Raw genomic sequence first — 17,605 nt, forward strand, 5'->3', positions numbered from 1 at the left:
CGAATTCGGGGCTTTTTCAATGGCATGACAATCGCGATCATCCCGACACCTCTATTGAGTTGTTGGAAACAAGTGGCCATGCAGATGAGCATTGCCAAGGAAGACATGATTTATCCAGACAAACTGGATGACATTCTTCTTGATATTCCGTGCAATATTGAAAAAATGTGCTGTAGCCGCCTAAAAATGGCTAACACGTGTGCAATTACACGTATTCTCAGGATCTAGAAACGATATTTGTTGACCTTCCCCCAACTGTAACCTTTATACTTCTCTTCAATATCTACTCACAAAAGTCTTCCGATGCGCTTTTCATCTTTTCGTACATACTGGATCGCTATTATCAGCTTGCTTGTCATGCTGACGTCCGGTTTTGCGTCGAGCGCATCAATGATGTCGATGTCAGTGCACATGATGTCCAGCGAACAGATGTCTCACGCTACAATGAGCGAAGAGCATCATGCGGCTTCAAATACAGATTCTGATCAAGATTGCTTGTTGCTTGAACCTTCAACCGATTTGCATGCTCAACATAGGGCTTCACCTAACCCTGCATCAGAAATAGAAATGCTCGATTGCAGCTCAGACTCAACCATGGTTCATAACTGCTGTACGGCGACCTGTTTCAGCGCTGTTGCGCTAATCTCCCCCAATTATCAATCCGAGCAACACGTAACCAAACTTGCGCTTATCCACTTGGAGCAAGGCGTTACCCTCATCGCTCGCGTTCAATCTCTCTACCGACCCCCGATAGCCTAAATCCAACTCTGAAATGTCGTACCACTGCGCCTTTTTTATGCGCCGTGGAGGGTAATTCCGCGTCCGAATTTGACGCGTACAGAATGGATTTAACTCGTGAATATCAAACCAAGCTTATTAGCACTGTCGATCAGTGCCATGGTTTGGATGCCAACGCCCACTTTTGCCGCTCCATCGGCAGAGCAAGTGCGTTTGGCGTCTGAATCCAACACACTGACGCAACTTATCGAAACAGCATTAGCAAACGATGCCAGCCGAAAGCAGTTCTATGCGCAATCTCAAGCCATGCGTGAAACAGGCATAGCCAGTGCTACCTTGATGGATCCCAAACTCAAAGTGGGTGTGGGTGGCCTGCCCGTCGACAGCTTCCAGTTCGATAAAGACCCAATGACCAACATCTCCATTGGCCTAATGCAGCAGTTTGAACGTGGTGACACCTTGTCTTTGCAAGGTAGAAAAGCCAATCAGCAAGCCGATGGCATTCAGCTTCAAGTCGAAGTGCGTGAGCGCGAAGTGGCCAATACTCTGACTCAGCTCTGGTTAGAATTGGGTTATCAGCAACAGGCTGAACGCATTTTGCGCGAGAACCAACGCCTGATGCGAGAGCTCACCACCTTCATCCAAACCAACTATTCGATTGGCAAGAATGAAGCGCAAGACTTGCTCAACGCCCAACTTCAAGTCAGTAGGCTTGATGAAAAACTGCAAGCTAACGCGCAGGTTCAGCGCCGCATTATTTCTCAACTCTCCGAATGGCTGGGTGCAAACTGGCTGGAAAACGCACAGGAACTGAAAGCGACCAATCAGCTAAATTGGCAAACCCTGATGGCAACACTGAGTCAAACCAACTCCGTCGAGCATTTTGCCCTTCTTCGCCAGCACCCAATGGTAAAAATGGCCGATGTGGCTATCACCACACAAGAAACGCAGGTTGAATTGGCCGAGCAAGCTTACGCGCCGCAGTTTGGTGTCGAAGTGATGTACGGCTATCGCCAAGCTAACGGCATGAACGGTCAACCTGCCTCCGATTTAGTTAGCGCGTATCTGACGCTCGATATTCCGCTGTTCACCGATAACCGTCAGGACAGAAACCATGCCGCCGCTCAGTACCAAGTGGGCGCTGCAAAATCACAGAAAGACCTCCTCCTTGCGCAAATGAACGCCAAGGTGAATGCGCTTTTGGTGGATAAAAGCAATCTAGAGCAACGTTTAGATCGCTACAGAACCACCTTGCTAGAACAGGCTAGCGCACGCACCAAAGCGGTTGAACGTGGATACCAAAACAACACGGCACAGTTTAATGACGTGATAGCCGCCGCCAGTGATGAACTCACTTTATCACTTGAGCAGCAACGTTTGATCACCGATTTAAATCTCGTGAACAGCAATTTGGCGACCTTATTGGGTAGTTTTGATTACACGACCGTGACACCTGATATCGCAATGCCAAACCCAGCGCCCTCACAAACAAAGCACTAAGCCGCAAGGTAGGAGATAACAATGAAAACAATGCAAGTAGCTACCCTCGCTTTGCTGGTTGGCGGTGCCATCGGATTTGGTGCAAACCAACTGCTTTCAGGGCATGACATGTCAGCCATGGCTGGCGCAGCGACACCTGCGAGTAATGATGAGCCTTTATATTGGGTCGCGCCTATGGACCCCAATTACCAGCGTGATAAACCGGGACAATCCCCGATGGGCATGGATTTGATCCCCGTGTATGCGGATGATGCGTCAAGCGAAGGCGACGAAGCAGGGACAGTAAAAATTAGCCCAGCGGTCGAAAATAACCTTGGCGTAAAAATAGCCGCCGTTGAGTGGGCGCCACTGTCACCGCGTATTGAAACCGTTGGTTATATTGCCTTTGATGAAAGCCACCTATGGCAAACCAACGTCCGCGTCGCTGGTTGGGTACAAAAGTTATATATCAATGCCGTGGGCGAAAAAGTCAGTAAAGACGATGTGCTTTTTACGCTCTATTCTCCCGACCTCGTTAAAGCACAAGAAGAACTGCTCAACGCCTACCGCACAGGCCGCAAAGGCTTGATGAAGGGCGCAACAGAACGATTGGTTTCTTTAGGGGTCGACCGTGACCAAATTGCACAGATCATTAAACGCGGAAAAGCGTCACAAACCATAGATGTCAAAGCCTTGGGCGATGGCATTATCGCCAGTCTTAACATTCGTGAGGGGGGATACCTTTCTCCTTCACAAGCGGTGATCAGTGCCGGCCCACTAGACGAAGTGTGGGTTGATGCCGAGGTGTTTGAACGTCAGGCGCACTGGGTCAATGCAGGCAGCATGGCAACCATGACACTAGATGGTGTTCCTGGTAAAGAATGGCAAGGCAAAGTCGACTACGTGTATCCAATTTTAGACCCGAAAACCCGTACCCTGCGCATGCGCTTGAAGTTCACCAATGCAGACGGTGAACTCAAACCCAACATGTTTGCCAATATTGCGCTGCAACCTGTCACGGAAGATGCCGTTCTCACTATCCCAAAATCCTCAGTGATCCGCTCTGGCGGCATGACCCGCGTGGTACTCGCTGAAGGCGATGGCAAGTATCGCTCTGCTCGTATTGAAGTGGGACGTGAAGCGGGAGATACCATTGAAGTGCTGCAAGGTTTAACCGACAAACATCGTGTCGTCACTTCTGCCCACTTTATGCTGGACTCAGAATCCAGCCAGTCTGCCGATTTAGCCAGAATCAATGGTATTGAAGCGGCCGCAGAAACCCAATGGGCCAAAGGCGAAATCACTGATGTGATGATGGGACACCGCATGCTCACCATCAATCACGAACCCGTTCCCGCATGGAACTGGCCAGGCATGGTGATGAATTTCACCTTTGCCGAGGGTATTGAACTAGACGAGTTCGACGTCGGACAAGCCATCGATTTTGAAATGCAAAAAGCCGAATCAGGCCAATATGAAATCGTTGATTTCAAACTCAGTGACGACGCTGCGCCGAATGAAGTTTGGGTATCCGGCGAAATCTCCATGTTGATGGCAGATTTCGGCATGATCACCCTAACCCACCAGCCGGTGAGTGAGTGGAAATGGGACGCGGGAGAAATGAATTTCTCCGTGGAAGAAAGCGTTAATCTGGGCGCTTTTGCTGAAGGCCAAACCGTCCGCTTTTTAGTCACCAAAAACGGGGCAGATTACTTCCTTAAAGCACTTGAGCTAGAAGGAGGCAAACAATGATTGGTGCCGTTATTCGCTGGTCGATTGCCAACCGATTTCTGGTACTGGTCGCGACCCTCTTTCTTACGCTGGGCGGCTTATACAGCGTTAAGAATACCCCCGTCGATGCCCTGCCGGATCTGTCCGATGTGCAGGTAATCATCAAAACCAGTTATCCGGGTCAAGCGCCACAAGTGGTGGAAGATCAGGTCACGTATCCATTAACCACCGCCATGTTAGCCGTACCGGGCGCCGAAACGGTTCGGGGTTACTCCTTCTTTGGTGACTCCTACGTTTACATCATCTTCGACGACAATACCGACATGTATTGGGCACGTTCACGTGTATTGGAGTATTTAAGCCAAGTCGCGCCAAAATTACCACCGAGCGCCAAACCGACACTGGGGCCTGATGCAACGGGCGTGGGCTGGATTTACAGCTACGTGCTGCAAGACAAAACCGGGCAGCACGATCTGGCAGAGCTTCGTAGCCTGCAAGATTGGTTCTTAAAGTACGAACTACAAACCGTGGATGGCGTCTCTGAAGTCGCTACTGTTGGCGGCATGGTGAAGCAATATCAGGTGCAAATCGATCCGGCCAAACTGCGTGCGTACAACCTAACGCTGCAACAGATCAACATGGCGATCCAAAATGGCAACCAAGAAGCAGGCGCGTCAGTCATTGAAGTGGCAGAAGCCGAACACATGGTGCGCACCACGGGTTACCTTTCGAGTGTTGAAGACATTCAATCGTTGCCGCTAAAAGTCACCGAAAAAGGCACGCCATTGCTGTTGGGCGACATTGCTGACATCAACATTGGCCCACAAATGCGTCGCGGCATTTCCGAATTCAACGGAGAAGGCGAAGCGGTGGGTGGCGTGATTGTCATGCGCTTTGGTGAAAACGCCAGCGAGGTGATCGCCAATGTCAAAGCTAAGCTCGATGAACTGCAACGCAGCCTGCCAGACGGCGTGGAAATTGTTGCCACTTATGATCGTTCTACCCTGATTGATGCCGCCGTGGAAAACCTATGGCAGAAACTGGCGGAAGAATTCATCGTGGTCGCCGTCGTGTGCGCCCTGTTCCTTTTTCATATTCGCTCGTCACTGGTTATTGCCATTAGCTTGCCGATTGGTATTTTATCCGCCTTTATCGTCATGCACTGGCAAGGCATTAACGCCAACATCATGTCCCTTGGTGGTATCGCCATCGCCATCGGTGCCATGGTGGATGGCGCTATCGTCATGATTGAGAACGTCCACAAGCACATAGAGCGAACCCCACTCACCGACAAAAACCGCTGGCAAGTGATCAGTAAAGCGGCAGAAGAAGTGGGTGCGCCGCTGTTCTTCTCCCTGCTGATTATTACCCTCAGCTTTGTGCCTGTGTTTGCGCTCGAAGGGCAAGAAGGCAAGATGTTCTCGCCATTGGCTTTCACCAAAACCTATGCAATGGCTGCGGCTGCAGGTCTCTCGATCACTTTGGTGCCTGTACTGATGGGCTACTTCATTCGCGGGAAAATACTCCCGGAGAACAAAAACCCGGTTAACCGTGGTCTGATTGCCTTATATCGCCCATTGCTGAACCTTAGTCTGACCTTCCCTAAGACCATGATTGTGGTCGCTATCGCATTGATGGCCTCGGCGTATTACCCCACCAGTAAACTTGGCAGCGAATTCATTCCGCCGCTGGATGAAGGTGATTTGATGTACATGCCGACGACGTATCCCGGTATCTCTATCGGTAAAGCGCGCGAGCTATTGCAGCAAACCAATAAGCTGATCAAAACCGTACCGGAAGTGGAAACGGTGTGGGGCAAAATTGGACGAGCGGAAACCGCGACAGACCCTGCCCCATTGACCATGATTGAAACTGTCATCCAACTGAAGCCACGTGAAGAATGGCGTGAAGGGCTCACCACTGAATCGCTACGTAAAGAATTTGATGATTTGGTGCAATTCCCCGGCCTCACCAACGCATGGGTCATGCCAATCAAAACCCGCATCGACATGCTGGCAACGGGCATTAAAACACCTATCGGCATCAAGATTGCTGGCCCTGATCTTAAGGTCATCGAAGGCATCGGCGCGGATCTGGAACCTATCTTGAATCAGGTTGCTGGCACGGCGTCTGTGTATGCAGAGCGTGTTGCTGGCGGACGTTACGTCACCATCGACATCAAACGCCTCTCCGCAGCCCGTTATGGCTTGAGTATCAAGGACGTTCAGCAAGTGGTTTCTACCGCTGTCGGCGGCATGAATGTGGGTGAAACCGTTGAAGGGTTAGAGCGTTACCCTATCAATGTTCGCTACCCGCAAGACTACCGTGACTCTGTGGTGAAGCTGCAAAACCTGCCACTCGTGACACCCAATGGTGCACGTATCGCACTGGCTGATGTGGCCGATATTCGTTACGAAGACGGCCCTCCGATGATCAAAACCGAAAACGCGCGTCCTAATGGTTGGGTGTTTGTCGATATCGATGGTCGCGATCTGGGCTCTTACGTGGTCGATGCGCAAAAAGCGGTTGCAGAACAACTAGTGCTGCCAACCGGTTATTCCTTGGCGTGGTCAGGTCAGTACGAATACATGGAGCGCGCAAAAGAGCGCTTGAGTGTGGTCGTGCCTATCACCATCGCCATCATCATGTTGTTGCTGTATTTGAGTTTCCGTCGCGTAGGCGAAGTCATGATCATCATGGCAACCCTACCACTGGCAATGGTCGGCGGCCTGTGGCTCATGCACTACTTGGGTTACAACTTCTCGATTGCCGTTGGCGTAGGGTTTATTGCCCTTTCGGGTGTGGCTGTCGAAATCGGCGTCATCATGCTGGTTTACCTCAACCAGGCATGGCACGCCAAAAAGCGTGAAGCACAAGAAAACAACCAACCGCTTTACCCAGAAGACCTCACTGGCGCCATTCGTGAAGGTGCGGGGCTGCGTGTTCGCCCCGTGATGATGACAGTGCTGACCGTCATTATTGGCCTGATCCCCATCATGTATGGCGAAGGCACAGGCTCTGAAGTGATGCAGCGTATTGCCGCCCCGATGATTGGCGGCATGGCATCAGCCCTCATTCTGACGCTGCTGGTTCTGCCAGCCATTTACAAACTTTGGAAAAACCGAGAAATCACACAACACAGTTAATGAATTTTCCGTGTCGACGAGGCGCGGAATATCTACTTTAGGAAGGAAAACACAATGAAAAAGACACTACTTGCACTTTCACTGGCTATTTTCACGACGAGCGTAATGGCAGCTGACATGGATCATTCCAAAATGGACCACAGCAAGATGGATCATGGCAAGAAGCCACAAGAAACCATGGATCACGCAGCCATGGGGCACGGCGACATGGATGATTCAAAGATGGACCATTCGAGCATGATGAACATGGAAGGTATGTCTGCAGTGGGTATGCCAGCAAATGGCGCAAAACCCGACAAAGTGGTTCACGTTATTTTGACTGATGACATGCGCATTAACTTCAAGAAAGACGTGACCATTGAGCCAAATGACGTGGTGCAATTTGTGGTGATGAACGTGGGTAAAATCGACCACGAGTTTTCTATCGGCTCAATGGACGAACAACTCAAACACCGCGAAATGATGAAAACGATGACAGGCCATCACGCCCACGATTCAGGCAGCACTGTCACCGTTAAACCGGGTAAAGCCAAACAACTGCTGTGGCACTTCCACGGTGATAAAAACGTTGAGTTCGCCTGCAACATCCCAGGCCATGCAGAAGCGGGCATGATAAAAAGTGTGACACTGTAACTTTCTTTGAGATAGCCCAGTCATAGCAAACTAACCATAGCCGCAGCAATGCGGCTATGGTTTATCTTACTCCCCCTTCAGTACCGCTTTCTTGGTTCGCGTTTCAACCAACACAGTGACAATCACGGCAAACACACCCACCAGCGCCGAAGCTAACCAAGAAGAAACATACACCTCACCGAACACGCGCGTCCAAAGGATCGCTAGCACCACAAACCAACCAAACAGAAAGGCCGCGTTGTTAATCGCGATAACCAAAAGCGTTGGGAAAATGGGCTTGGTTACTGTCTCTTTGAGTTCTGGATGCACCTTGCTCACCTTGCCCGCAAACACCTTCGCAGTGATCAGCGAAAGAATAATGCCAAGGCCAAACGTCAGCGGGACGGCTTGCCCCCAAACTGATAGCTCTTTGGTCGAAATCATATCCAACGACATCGGAACCAATGCCTTAGAGCCAAACGTATAACTGGCAATCACTGCATTAATGACCCCATTGATCAGTGCGGATATCAGAGAGTCTTTGAGTTTTACTTCAATCGTGGGTGACATATTTACCTCAGCCAAAATACCTTACAAAACAGCAAACCCATGTCGCCACACAGAATGTAGTGCTAGATGACAACTCACGTTTTAAAACTGTTTGAAAATCCCAGATACGGGACTGCGGCAACACCCAGTGTAAATTTCGCTGAACACCTCTTTTAAGCAAATCCATGCCCGTTTCTCGACAAATGTCAGCAAGAACCGCATCTTACTTTGCAATTACCTGCACATTTATGGATTCGCAGGGATCAGGAATAGAGAAAGGAATCATCAGACATGGATAAAGATCATAGCCTCAGAGAAAACCTCTTGGCCTTATTGCTTGGCAGCGCACTCGTCTCGCTGGGCGTCATTTTCTTCAACAAAGTTGGCTTACTGACAGGCGGCACGGCAGGCCTTGCCATCTTCCTCACCAAAGTGAGCGTCTTAAGTTTCGGCCAAGCCTTTTTCGCCCTCAATCTGCCGTTCTACATCCTGTCAGTCATGCGCATGGGTTGGCGTTTCACGCTGAATACTTTCATCGCGGTCAGCATCGTCTCAGTGGCTGTTGATCATCTGTATCGCGTTATTGATATTGCGCATATTGATCCCATTTACGCAGCCCTGATTGGCGGTGGCTTAATCGGAACAGGCATGTTGGTGATCTTCCGCCACAAAATGAGTCTGGGCGGATTCAATATTCTCGCGCTGTATCTTCAAGAACGCTTTGGGATTCGTGCTGGCAAGGTGCAAATGGCGCTGGATTGCGCCATTGTGGTGATGTCACTGTTCATTGTGGATTTGAGCTTGATTGCATTGTCGATACTGGGCGCGATCACCACCAACCTTATCTTAGCGATGAATCACAAACCTGGGCGTTATCAGGCCAAATCGCAAGCTGTTTAGACCCTGATCGTCATCCGATCTCTTTACTTCTAGATAAACAGTAAATAGCGCTTGAACTGGCCACCTTCTCGGTGGCCTTTTTGTTATCAGAAAAAACTAATTGGCAGATAGAAATCCAACTCAAAGCGCTCCTGCTCATCGAGAAAATGGTTTTGGTGATAATGCACATATGCAGGCGTTGAGCCCAGTTTAAAACCAGACGCTGGCAACCACTGCTCGAGCACCTTGCTAATTTGGGGAAGCAGTTCGCCGTACACCCCCTGCAATCGAAACACCGCATGTAACCCGCCCGGCACCACCAATTGATTGACGACTCCGCGCACTTTTATCGGCGCATCAATGGCAATGCAGGCAACATAGCGACACTTATCCAGTTCCACCCATGCAGGGTTTGAATGGTGCAAACCAAATTGCTGTGAAAAATCACGCCCTTCACTACTCGCCCATGCGTGCAATATTCGCCATGTGTTTTTTATCGATCGGTCATAGCCAACATGGCGTACATACGCGGCGAAACGCTCTGGCACTTCGACAATTTTGGGCGAAGGCAATTTGAGATCAGCCACACGAAGATAACCTGCTGCCACATCGGGATCTTTCAAGTAAGGCTTATTGGCTATCTGCATATCATGTTTACGCCATTCACCCGGCGCGACATCAAACGTGGCTTTGAATGCACGACTAAACGAAGACACCGAGTTAAACCCACACTTGTTGGCAATCTCAAGCACGGATGATCGCATGTCGAACATCAGCTGATTGGCGGCATATTCCATGCGAGTGCGGCGGATATACTGATGAATCGACTCGCCCACCACGCTTTTGAAAATACGATGGAAGTGTTGTTCCGAATACGCAGCCACATCTGCCAAGGTTTTGGCGGGCAAATCGCGGCTAATATCTTTGTGAATGTAGTACAGCACATCATTGATGCGGGAAATGTGTTGATGGCTCATTTGACCAAATAGCATAAACGGACATATCGAACAGCATAAACGGACATTCTAAAAACCACAATGCGTTGTAATATTTTTTGATAAGTCATTCATACGTTGTTCAGGTACTGATATGGAAATCGCAACATCGCTTCAGCAAATCCCTTCTTCCTATATTCGTGAGATTTTGGCCGCAGCGTCAGATAAGAACGTTATCTCTCTCGCGGGTGGTTTGCCGGATGAGAAAACCTTCCCTATCGACCTGATGAAAGCCACCCTCGAAGGCCTGTCTGACATGCCCGAGGTATTTCAATACGGTGCGACAGCGGGTTATGGCCCACTACTCACGTTCCTCAACACCTATTTCGAACTGCCAGAAAGCCACATGGCGATGGTTTGTACCGGCTCACAACAAGGCTTGGATTTGATTGCCCGCGCCTACGTGAACCCTGGTGACAAAGTCGTAATGGAAGCACCAAGCTATTTGGGTGCAATGCAAGTGTTTGGTTTGGTACAAGCTGACATGGTGACCGTGCCGCAAACAGAATTCGGGCCTGATTTAACTGCGCTAGAAACCTGCTTTGCCGAGCAATCACCAAAAATGTTTTACGCCGTACCGGATTTTCACAACCCAACAGGGGTGTGCTGGTCACTAGAAACACGTCAGCAAGTCGCCGCGCTGTGCATCAAATACAAAGTGGCACTGATTGAAGATGCCCCTTACCGCGAACTGCGTTTTGCTGGCGATGCCCTACCGTTGGTGTCTGATTTCTGCCCGCAAAACTCGATTGTTCTGCGTTCTTTCTCGAAAATTGCGTCTCCCGGCCTGCGCATTGGCGTCGTCACGGGCAAACGCAGCTATATCGAACCGATGGTTAAAGTCAAACAAGGCGCAGATCTGCATTCGAGTGTGCCAATGCAAGCCCTGCTGCTTGGCCTGTTAGAACACAAAGACTTCGATCAACACATTGATACTATTCGCTCGCTCTACAAATCTCGCTATGAAACCTTGTTTAGCGAACTGCAGCAAAAGCTGCCTGAAGGGTGTGAATTGAACGCCGTTGATGGTGGCATGTTTGTTTGGGTAACACTGCCTGAGTGTGACACCTTTACGCTGGCAAAATCGCTACTCAGTAACGGTGTCGCGGTTGTCCCTAGCCCTGTTTTCTACCCGAAACCAGAAAGCGCTGATGCCGCGCTGCGTTTGAATTTCACCAACGCGACAAACGAAGAACTTGCCGAAGCGGTAACGCGTTTGGCAGCAGGTCTGCGCGAACAGTTAAGCGCCGTGACCAATCAAGAAGTGCCCGTTTTCGTATAACGGGACATCACACACCTTCGTCTGATCCCTAGAAAACAGCGAACAAAAAGGGCACCGCAAATTTCTCTGCGATGCCCTTTTTCGTATGATGTTAACGTTACCGCATGAACGTGTATTAGTTCGCGTCGATCACTTCAAACGTGTCAGCAACGTCTACTGTGATTGCGGTCGTTTCTGTCGCCGCTTTCTCTGTAGCATCAGCCGCAGCCGCTAATGACGCGTCCACGTCGCACGCATACGCGTTACCAAACATGGTGACAGAGCTTGAGAAACCAAACGGTTGATACAGATACAGCACGTTGCCGCCTTTCTCTGCCGCTTTCTTACGCATTTGGTTTAGCGTACCCCAAACCATGTCTTTGTCGGCGTGTAGCCAGTAATCGTAAAAATGCCCTTCTGAGCCGATCACTGTGCCTTTATGCTCACATCCTTGAATCGCATTGATATCATCCCAAATCACTTGGACTTGTTCTGACTCTTGGGTTGGGAAAGTCACACAACCCGATAACAGTGCAGCAGAAACCCATGCTGCACATAGCGAAATTTTTTTCATTTAAGACGCGTCTCTACTGTTTCAAGGGCGCGAAGTTTATCCTGAGTTGATGTAAAAGCAAGCGAAATAAGCAGACGGAATTCACCGACTTATATGGGCTTTATCAGGAATCGCTCTTTGAAGCTAAAAAACCGCGCCAACTACCAAAATGAGAGATATCTCGCCCGCCGGCTGCACCCGCTTCTTCACAGATGAAACCTGTCACCCAAGTCCCATCATCTAGCTCAACTTTTCCCAAACCTAACGGGCTTGGAATGCCCGCCAGAAAATCACCGAATCGTGCCGTAGGCATCTCCCAAAGTTCCAATTCAATGCGATTCCCACCTTCTTTTGTGCGCACCATGCCCGGACGCTTGGGCCCTTCTCCTGCCAACGCAAAGAACTGGTATCGCGCGGCACTGCGTCTTTTCTCCAAAAAGGAAGCCTGGCGACTGATCAGTTGATGGTTAAGCGGCAGTCCCGCCATGTGTGCGCCACAGACAGCCATCACCATGGACTCTGGAATACGCTCACCGACTTCAATGCGAGACTTACCCGTGTACGCATTGGCCATTTCTAAGAGCTTTGGCTCAGTGCCTTTGTCTGAAAACAGCGTGATACCAAATGGCATGTTTTCGGATTCGTCATCTGCAGGCACAGCGATGGCAGCATAATCTAACAAGTTCATGAAATTGGTGTAGAAACCCAAATTGGTATTCAACTGGATCGGGTCAGCCTGCATTTCCTCAATGGTGTAGATACTCCCTGCCGTTGGGATCAATATGGCATCGACAGAATTCAAAATCGCATCACAACGTTTTTTCAATGCTTGAAGTTGATATTGGGCATTGAACGCATCTACCGCTGTTAACCCACGAGCGCCGCCAATAATGGCTTGAATTGCGGGGTCGCAGTCAGCTTCATGTTCATCAAAAAACGCTTTGATCCCGGCATAGCGCTCAGCAACCCAAGGGCCGTGATACAACAACTTGGCCGCATCCAAAAACGGACTGAAATCCACGTCCACTAACTCTGCGCCTAACGCTTCGCATTGGGCTTTGCTTTCGGTAAAACGACGCCTGTAATTATCGTTGCCGAAGAATTCCAATTGGGTATCACGCGGCACACCAATGCGTGGCTTATCGAAGGAATAAGTGACCTCTAAATCAGAGTCAGAAAAGTCTCTCGCATAGCAATCAGACGGGTCGTATTGCCCAGCTACGGGCAACACGTGTTCAATGTCATCCACCGAATGTGCGAACACAGTAATGCAATCCAGCGTTCGGCATGCTGGCACTAAGCCGCGACAGCTAATTCGACCGATACTCGCTTTCATGCCCACCAGGCGATTAAACGCCGCGGGGACACGCCCTGATCCTGCGGTGTCTGTCCCCAGAGAGAACAACACCTGCTTCAATGCCACAGACACGGCACTGCCAGCACTTGACCCCCCTGAGATGTACGTTGGGTCGATACTATTTTGACACGCGCCATACGGGCTACGTGTGCCGTTTAAGCCCGTGGCAAACTGATCGAGGTTGGTTTTGCCTAACGGCACAGCGCCCGCTTCAATCAATGCCTGTACCACAAAGGCTGAACTGCCTGGCGAGTAGGCGAATTCTTTGCAGGCCGCCGTGGTCGGTAGCCCCAATAAGTCGATATTGTCTTTGATCGCGAATGGCACGCCATAAAGTGGTTTTAGTTCGGGGTTGCTGTTTTTGAGCGCTTTGATATAGCCATCTAATTGCGCTTCGCTGATATTCGAAATCCAACAATGATTGACGTCAGCTTTGGCTTGCGTCCACTGCTGACGTAAGTATGCCTCTGGCGTCGTCTCACCGCTTTTGTAGGCATCCAGCAAGGCTTGAATTGACGTGAATTCCATTAGATCTGCTCCATGATTAACAATGTTTGACCTGCTCGCACTTGCTCACCTTCCGCTTTGGCATAGTGCACCACGCGACCCGATTGGGTGGCGGTGACTTCGATTTCCATTTTCATCGACTCAACAATCAAGAGGGGTTGGCCAATTTCAATGGTATCGCCGGGTTTTGCCAGCAATTGCCACACGTTGCCCGCCAATTGGCTAGAAACGGTAAATTGTCCATCTTCCAATATGTCGTCAGCCGTGCTTTGTTCTTCCACCGTTTCGGCAACAAAGTTGGCTTCACCGCTTTCTTCCCAGCGCTGACGCTCTTCATCGAACGCCTGTTGCTGGCGAGATTTGAACGCGGTGATCGACGCCTTTTCTTGCTCAAGCATGGCTTCATAGTCAGCAAGGCTGAAGCGGGTTTCTTCGATGCGGACGTCAAATTTCCCGCGCGGGAAATCACGACGAATATCCGACAGTTCTTCGTGGGAAACCGGATAGAAACGGATCTGATCGAAAAAGCGCAGCAGCCAAGGTTTATCAAAAGCTTTGCTCTTTCCGTAGCGATTCCACATTTGGAGCGTTCGCCCCATCAGCTGATAGCCACCCGGCCCTTCCATGCCATACACACACATATACGCGCCGCCAATACCGACGGCATTTTCAGGCGTCCATGTACGCGCGGGGTTGTATTTGGTGGTCACCAAACGATGGCGAGGATCGATCGGCGTCGCGACAGGCGCGCCAAGGTAAACATCACCCAGCCCCATCACCAAATAGCTGGCATCAAACACGATGTCCTTGACCTGATCCATGCAGTCCAAGCCGTTAATACGACGAATAAACTCAATATTATTCGGGCTCCACGGCGCATTTTTTCGTACCACTTCGTCGTATTTACGCATCGCTAATTGGATAGAAGGATCGTCCCAAGACAAAGGAAGATGCACCACGCGTGATGGCACGGTGAGCTGTGAAATATCACCGATAGCCGCTTCTGCACGTTCGAGGATCGCCAGCATTTCTTCGCAAGGTGACTGCAAGTTGTCGTAATGCACTTGCAGCGATCGAATACCCGGCGTCAGCTCTTTAATCGCGGGGACGGCCATGTTTTCCAAGGTCATCATTAAAGCGTGAACACGAAAACGCAGGCGGATGTCCAGCATTTGAGGGCCGTATTCCACCAGCAGGAAATCCTCACCGCTTGGGCGATACACCACCGTCTCACCGTATTTGTCGGCAGCAAGTTCTTTCAACACAGGCGTAGTTGGCATGAAAGCCGCGAGTGGAAGTTCTTGGGTTTGTAACTGGGCAATTGCGAGGCGTTGATGTTTCTCGGCTTCTTCGGCATCAAACATAGTGACAGACTGGAAGCGCACTTTGTCGCCGGCTTTTAGTTGCCCCATTTTCCACAAATCCGCTTTGATAATGGTCGCCGGACAGACAAAGCCTCCTAGGCTTGGGCCATCTGGCCCTAAAATCACAGGCATATCTCCCGTGAAATCGACCGTACCTACCGCATAAGCGTTATCGTGAATATTCGATGGATGCAGCCCTGCTTCACCGCCGTCGGTTCTCGCCCATTCAGGTTTTGGCCCGATAAGACGCACACCCGTGCGGCTGGAGTTAAAGTGCACTTCCCATTCCGCATCAAAAAACGCCGAAATGTCATTTTCAGTAAAGAAATCAGGCGCACCGTGCGGGCCGTAAATCACGCGCAATGTATGCGTCATGCCCAGATCGGGTTTAACCATGGTTTTGCCAGTCAGGCTTTTATCGTGTTCAACGGGATGAAGATGAAGCACATCACCCGCCATTAACGCGCGGCCACCATGCCCCCCGAATTTCCCCAAGGTAAACGTCGAACGGCTGCCGAGATATTCAGGACAATCAAACCCGTCTCTGATCAGAAGATACGCGCGAGCCCCCTCACCTGTCATCGCACCAAGCGCAAGCGTATCGCCCTTTTCAATATCCAGTACCGTCCACATAGGCGCGTCCGCACCGTTGCATTTCACATTGATGTCAGCGCCCGTTACGACCACTTGAGTCGGCTGGTTGAAGCGCAGCATCGGGCCATTAGCGATGATTTCTAAACCCGCACACGTCTCTGCATTTTCGAGCAATTGATTCCCGAGACGAAAACTCAGGCTGTCCATTGGGCCCGATGGCGGAATGCCGACATGCCAATAGCCACTGCGCGCGGGATAGTCTTGAACCGTCGTTTGTGTCCCGCTCGCCAATACATCCACCGTCGATGGTTGATAATTGAACCCAGCGAGACTCGATGTCAGCACAGTACCCTGCTTCACCATAGGTTCAACAGCAAGCTGAGCTAAATAAGCCAAATTAGTTTCAATGCCATACAGATGAGTGCTATTCAATAATTCAGCAATATCTTCCAGTGCGCTTTGGCGATCGCCCCCGTGCACCATGACTTTGGCAATCATAGGGTCAAAAAACGGACTGACTTCTACGCCCGCCTCCACCCAGGTATCAATCCGTACTGTGCTGCCGTTTTCTTGTGTGATCACGCGGTTTGCATCAATGCCCTCAGGGAAGGCCAATGTCGTGATCAACCCTGTCGATGGCTGAAACTGTCGGTTTGGATCTTCCGCGTACAAACGGAACTGAATCGCGTGACCATGTGGTTTGGCGGCTTTCGTTTCCACCCAACTTGCGTGATATTCGCCCGCGCCAATTTCCACCATCAGCTTGACAATATCGACGCCAAAGATCATTTCAGTGACGCCATGCTCCACTTGCAGACGGGTATTGACTTCGAGGAAATAGAACTGCTGCGTGGACTGATCAAGAATAAATTCCACCGTACCCGCGCTGCGATAATTGACCGATTCCGCCAGCTGAATCGCCGTCTGTTGCAATGCTTGACGGGTTTCATCGTCCAGATTTGGGGCGGGTGTTTCTTCCATCACTTTTTGGTTACGTCGCTGCGCGGAGCAATCACGTTCACCAAGGGCAATCACATTGCCTTCGCCGTCACCCACCACTTGCACTTCAATGTGGCGTGCCGCTGTGATGAATTTTTCCATGAACAAGCCGCTATGGCTGAAGTTGGCTTCACCCAGACGTTTTACGGCATCAAACGCATCGGTTAACTGTTCTGCATTTTCGCAAAAACGCATGCCGATACCACCGCCACCGGCGGTGCTTTTCAGCATGATGGGATAGCCCATGGTTTCAGCGTTAGCAATCGCTTCTTCAACGCTTTCCAGCAAGCCCGTACCGGGAAGCAGGGGCACATTCGCCTGCTCCGCCAGTTCACGAGCGGTATGCTTTAAGCCAAACTGATTAATTTGGTCACTGGTTGGGCCGAGGAACACCAGATTCTCTTGCTGACACGCTGCCACAAAATCGGGGTTTTCACTTAAAAAACCGTAACCTGGATGAATCGCTTCTGCGCCCGCTTCTTTGGCAATAGCGATGATTTTGTTCATGTTGAGATAGGTTTCAGCGGCGCTGCCTTCACCGAGGCTAAAGGCTTCTGTGGCGTTTCGCGTATGCAGGCTGCCTGCATCGTCTTCGTGATAAACCGCCACACTCGCCACACCCATTTCATCTAATGTGCGGATGATCCGACATGCAATCGCACCACGGTTTGCAATCAACACTTTGTTGAACATGCTGTTTTTGTTAGAAAAAGTGTTCTTGTTAAACATAGCTTTGCCTTCAATTCGTCGGGTCGTCCCGAATTAAGACCGAAAGTCTGTCGCCAACACGGTGAGTGAACCCGATGGCGTTAGGGTCGTCCCTTACCTTATTCTTTGTGTC

At 50.3% G+C, this 17,605-nt stretch carries 13 protein-coding genes; 8 read left to right on the forward strand and 5 right to left on the reverse strand.

The window, feature by feature from the left end; translation table 11 throughout:
- Positions 1 to 24 precede the first annotated feature (24 nt).
- The 6 genes from ACED36_RS02025 (at position 25) to ACED36_RS02050 (ending at position 7,727) form a co-directional block, all read left to right on the forward strand.
- The gene (locus ACED36_RS02025) at positions 25 to 228 is read left to right on the forward strand and encodes a hypothetical protein (protein ID WP_035013055.1); all 204 of its coding nucleotides are present in this window, start codon (positions 25 to 27) and stop codon (positions 226 to 228) included.
- Between the two features lie 75 nt (positions 229 to 303).
- Positions 304 to 759 carry a hypothetical protein gene (locus ACED36_RS02030; protein ID WP_371732676.1) on the forward strand — a complete coding sequence of 152 codons (456 nt, stop codon included), beginning with the start codon at positions 304 to 306 and terminating at the stop codon, positions 757 to 759.
- A 102-nt stretch (positions 760 to 861) separates the two neighbouring features.
- Positions 862 to 2,238 (forward strand): TolC family protein, encoded by a 1,377-nt coding sequence (locus tag ACED36_RS02035; protein ID WP_198929579.1) that lies wholly within the window; start codon positions 862 to 864, stop codon positions 2,236 to 2,238.
- A 21-nt stretch (positions 2,239 to 2,259) separates the two neighbouring features.
- Positions 2,260 to 3,969: an efflux RND transporter periplasmic adaptor subunit gene (locus tag ACED36_RS02040; protein WP_371732677.1), complete on the forward strand. Its 1,710-nt coding sequence runs from the start codon at positions 2,260 to 2,262 to the stop codon at positions 3,967 to 3,969.
- On the forward strand, positions 3,966 to 7,094 hold the full coding sequence (locus ACED36_RS02045) for an efflux RND transporter permease subunit (RefSeq protein ID WP_017003582.1): 3,129 nt from the start codon (positions 3,966 to 3,968) through the stop codon (positions 7,092 to 7,094). Before ACED36_RS02040 ends, ACED36_RS02045 begins: the two co-directional genes overlap by 4 nt.
- Before the next feature lie 54 nt (positions 7,095 to 7,148).
- A complete protein-coding gene (locus tag ACED36_RS02050) occupies positions 7,149 to 7,727 on the forward strand; it encodes a cupredoxin family protein (protein ID WP_371732678.1) in 579 nt (192 codons plus the stop codon).
- A 66-nt stretch (positions 7,728 to 7,793) separates the two neighbouring features.
- Here ACED36_RS02050 and ACED36_RS02055 read toward each other — a convergent pair whose 3' ends face one another.
- A complete protein-coding gene (locus ACED36_RS02055) occupies positions 7,794 to 8,276 on the reverse strand; it encodes a permease (RefSeq protein ID WP_371732679.1) in 483 nt (160 codons plus the stop codon).
- Positions 8,277 to 8,546: 270 nt separating this feature from the next.
- Here ACED36_RS02055 and ACED36_RS02060 point away from each other — a divergent pair, with 270 nt between their 5' ends.
- A complete protein-coding gene (locus ACED36_RS02060) occupies positions 8,547 to 9,155 on the forward strand; it encodes a YitT family protein (RefSeq protein ID WP_371732680.1) in 609 nt (202 codons plus the stop codon).
- 86 nt (positions 9,156 to 9,241) lie between these two features.
- On the opposite strand, the gene ACED36_RS02065 is transcribed toward ACED36_RS02060, so the two are convergent.
- On the reverse strand, positions 9,242 to 10,111 hold the full coding sequence (locus tag ACED36_RS02065) for a GyrI-like domain-containing protein (protein ID WP_371732681.1): 870 nt from the start codon (positions 10,109 to 10,111) through the stop codon (positions 9,242 to 9,244).
- A 112-nt stretch (positions 10,112 to 10,223) separates the two neighbouring features.
- Here ACED36_RS02065 and ACED36_RS02070 point away from each other — a divergent pair, with 112 nt between their 5' ends.
- Positions 10,224 to 11,411, forward strand: coding sequence for a PLP-dependent aminotransferase family protein (locus ACED36_RS02070; protein WP_371732682.1), 1,188 nt, complete (start codon positions 10,224 to 10,226; stop codon positions 11,409 to 11,411).
- Positions 11,412 to 11,526: 115 nt separating this feature from the next.
- Here the strand turns inward: ACED36_RS02070 and ACED36_RS02075 are convergent, their stop codons facing one another.
- From ACED36_RS02075 to uca, 3 genes are all read right to left on the reverse strand, one after another.
- On the reverse strand, positions 11,527 to 11,964 hold the full coding sequence (locus tag ACED36_RS02075; protein ID WP_371732683.1) for a DUF4156 domain-containing protein: 438 nt from the start codon (positions 11,962 to 11,964) through the stop codon (positions 11,527 to 11,529).
- A gap of 103 nt (positions 11,965 to 12,067) precedes the next feature.
- The gene (gene atzF / locus ACED36_RS02080; protein ID WP_371732684.1) at positions 12,068 to 13,828 is read right to left on the reverse strand and encodes an allophanate hydrolase; all 1,761 of its coding nucleotides are present in this window, start codon (positions 13,826 to 13,828) and stop codon (positions 12,068 to 12,070) included.
- Complete coding sequence (uca, locus tag ACED36_RS02085) at positions 13,828 to 17,493, reverse strand: urea carboxylase (RefSeq protein ID WP_371732685.1); 3,666 nt, start codon at positions 17,491 to 17,493, stop codon at positions 13,828 to 13,830. Before uca ends, atzF begins: the two co-directional genes overlap by 1 nt.
- Positions 17,494 to 17,605: the final 112 nt, after the last annotated feature.

Origin of the sequence: Enterovibrio sp. FF113 (assembly GCF_041439165.1) — a bacterium.
Lineage (GTDB): Bacteria > Pseudomonadota > Gammaproteobacteria > Enterobacterales > Vibrionaceae > Enterovibrio > Enterovibrio norvegicus_A.

Excerpts from the sequence above, each read along its gene's own strand:
- ACED36_RS02055 (WP_371732679.1), bottom strand. The coding sequence starts at position 8,276 with ATGTCACCCACGATTGAAGTAAAACTCAAAGACTCTCTGATATCCGCA.
- ACED36_RS02025 (WP_035013055.1), top strand. The coding sequence starts at position 25 with ATGACAATCGCGATCATCCCGACACCTCTATTGAGTTGTTGGAAACAA.
- ACED36_RS02050 (WP_371732678.1), top strand. The coding sequence starts at position 7,149 with ATGAAAAAGACACTACTTGCACTTTCACTGGCTATTTTCACGACGAGC.
- ACED36_RS02070 (WP_371732682.1), top strand. The coding sequence starts at position 10,224 with ATGGAAATCGCAACATCGCTTCAGCAAATCCCTTCTTCCTATATTCGT.
- ACED36_RS02075 (WP_371732683.1), bottom strand. The coding sequence starts at position 11,964 with ATGAAAAAAATTTCGCTATGTGCAGCATGGGTTTCTGCTGCACTGTTA.
- ACED36_RS02065 (WP_371732681.1), bottom strand. The coding sequence starts at position 10,111 with ATGAGCCATCAACACATTTCCCGCATCAATGATGTGCTGTACTACATT.
- ACED36_RS02045 (WP_017003582.1), top strand. The coding sequence starts at position 3,966 with ATGATTGGTGCCGTTATTCGCTGGTCGATTGCCAACCGATTTCTGGTA.
- atzF (WP_371732684.1), bottom strand. The coding sequence starts at position 13,828 with ATGGAATTCACGTCAATTCAAGCCTTGCTGGATGCCTACAAAAGCGGT.
- uca (WP_371732685.1), bottom strand. The coding sequence starts at position 17,493 with ATGTTTAACAAGAACACTTTTTCTAACAAAAACAGCATGTTCAACAAA.
- ACED36_RS02040 (WP_371732677.1), top strand. The coding sequence starts at position 2,260 with ATGAAAACAATGCAAGTAGCTACCCTCGCTTTGCTGGTTGGCGGTGCC.
- ACED36_RS02030 (WP_371732676.1), top strand. The coding sequence starts at position 304 with ATGCGCTTTTCATCTTTTCGTACATACTGGATCGCTATTATCAGCTTG.
- ACED36_RS02060 (WP_371732680.1), top strand. The coding sequence starts at position 8,547 with ATGGATAAAGATCATAGCCTCAGAGAAAACCTCTTGGCCTTATTGCTT.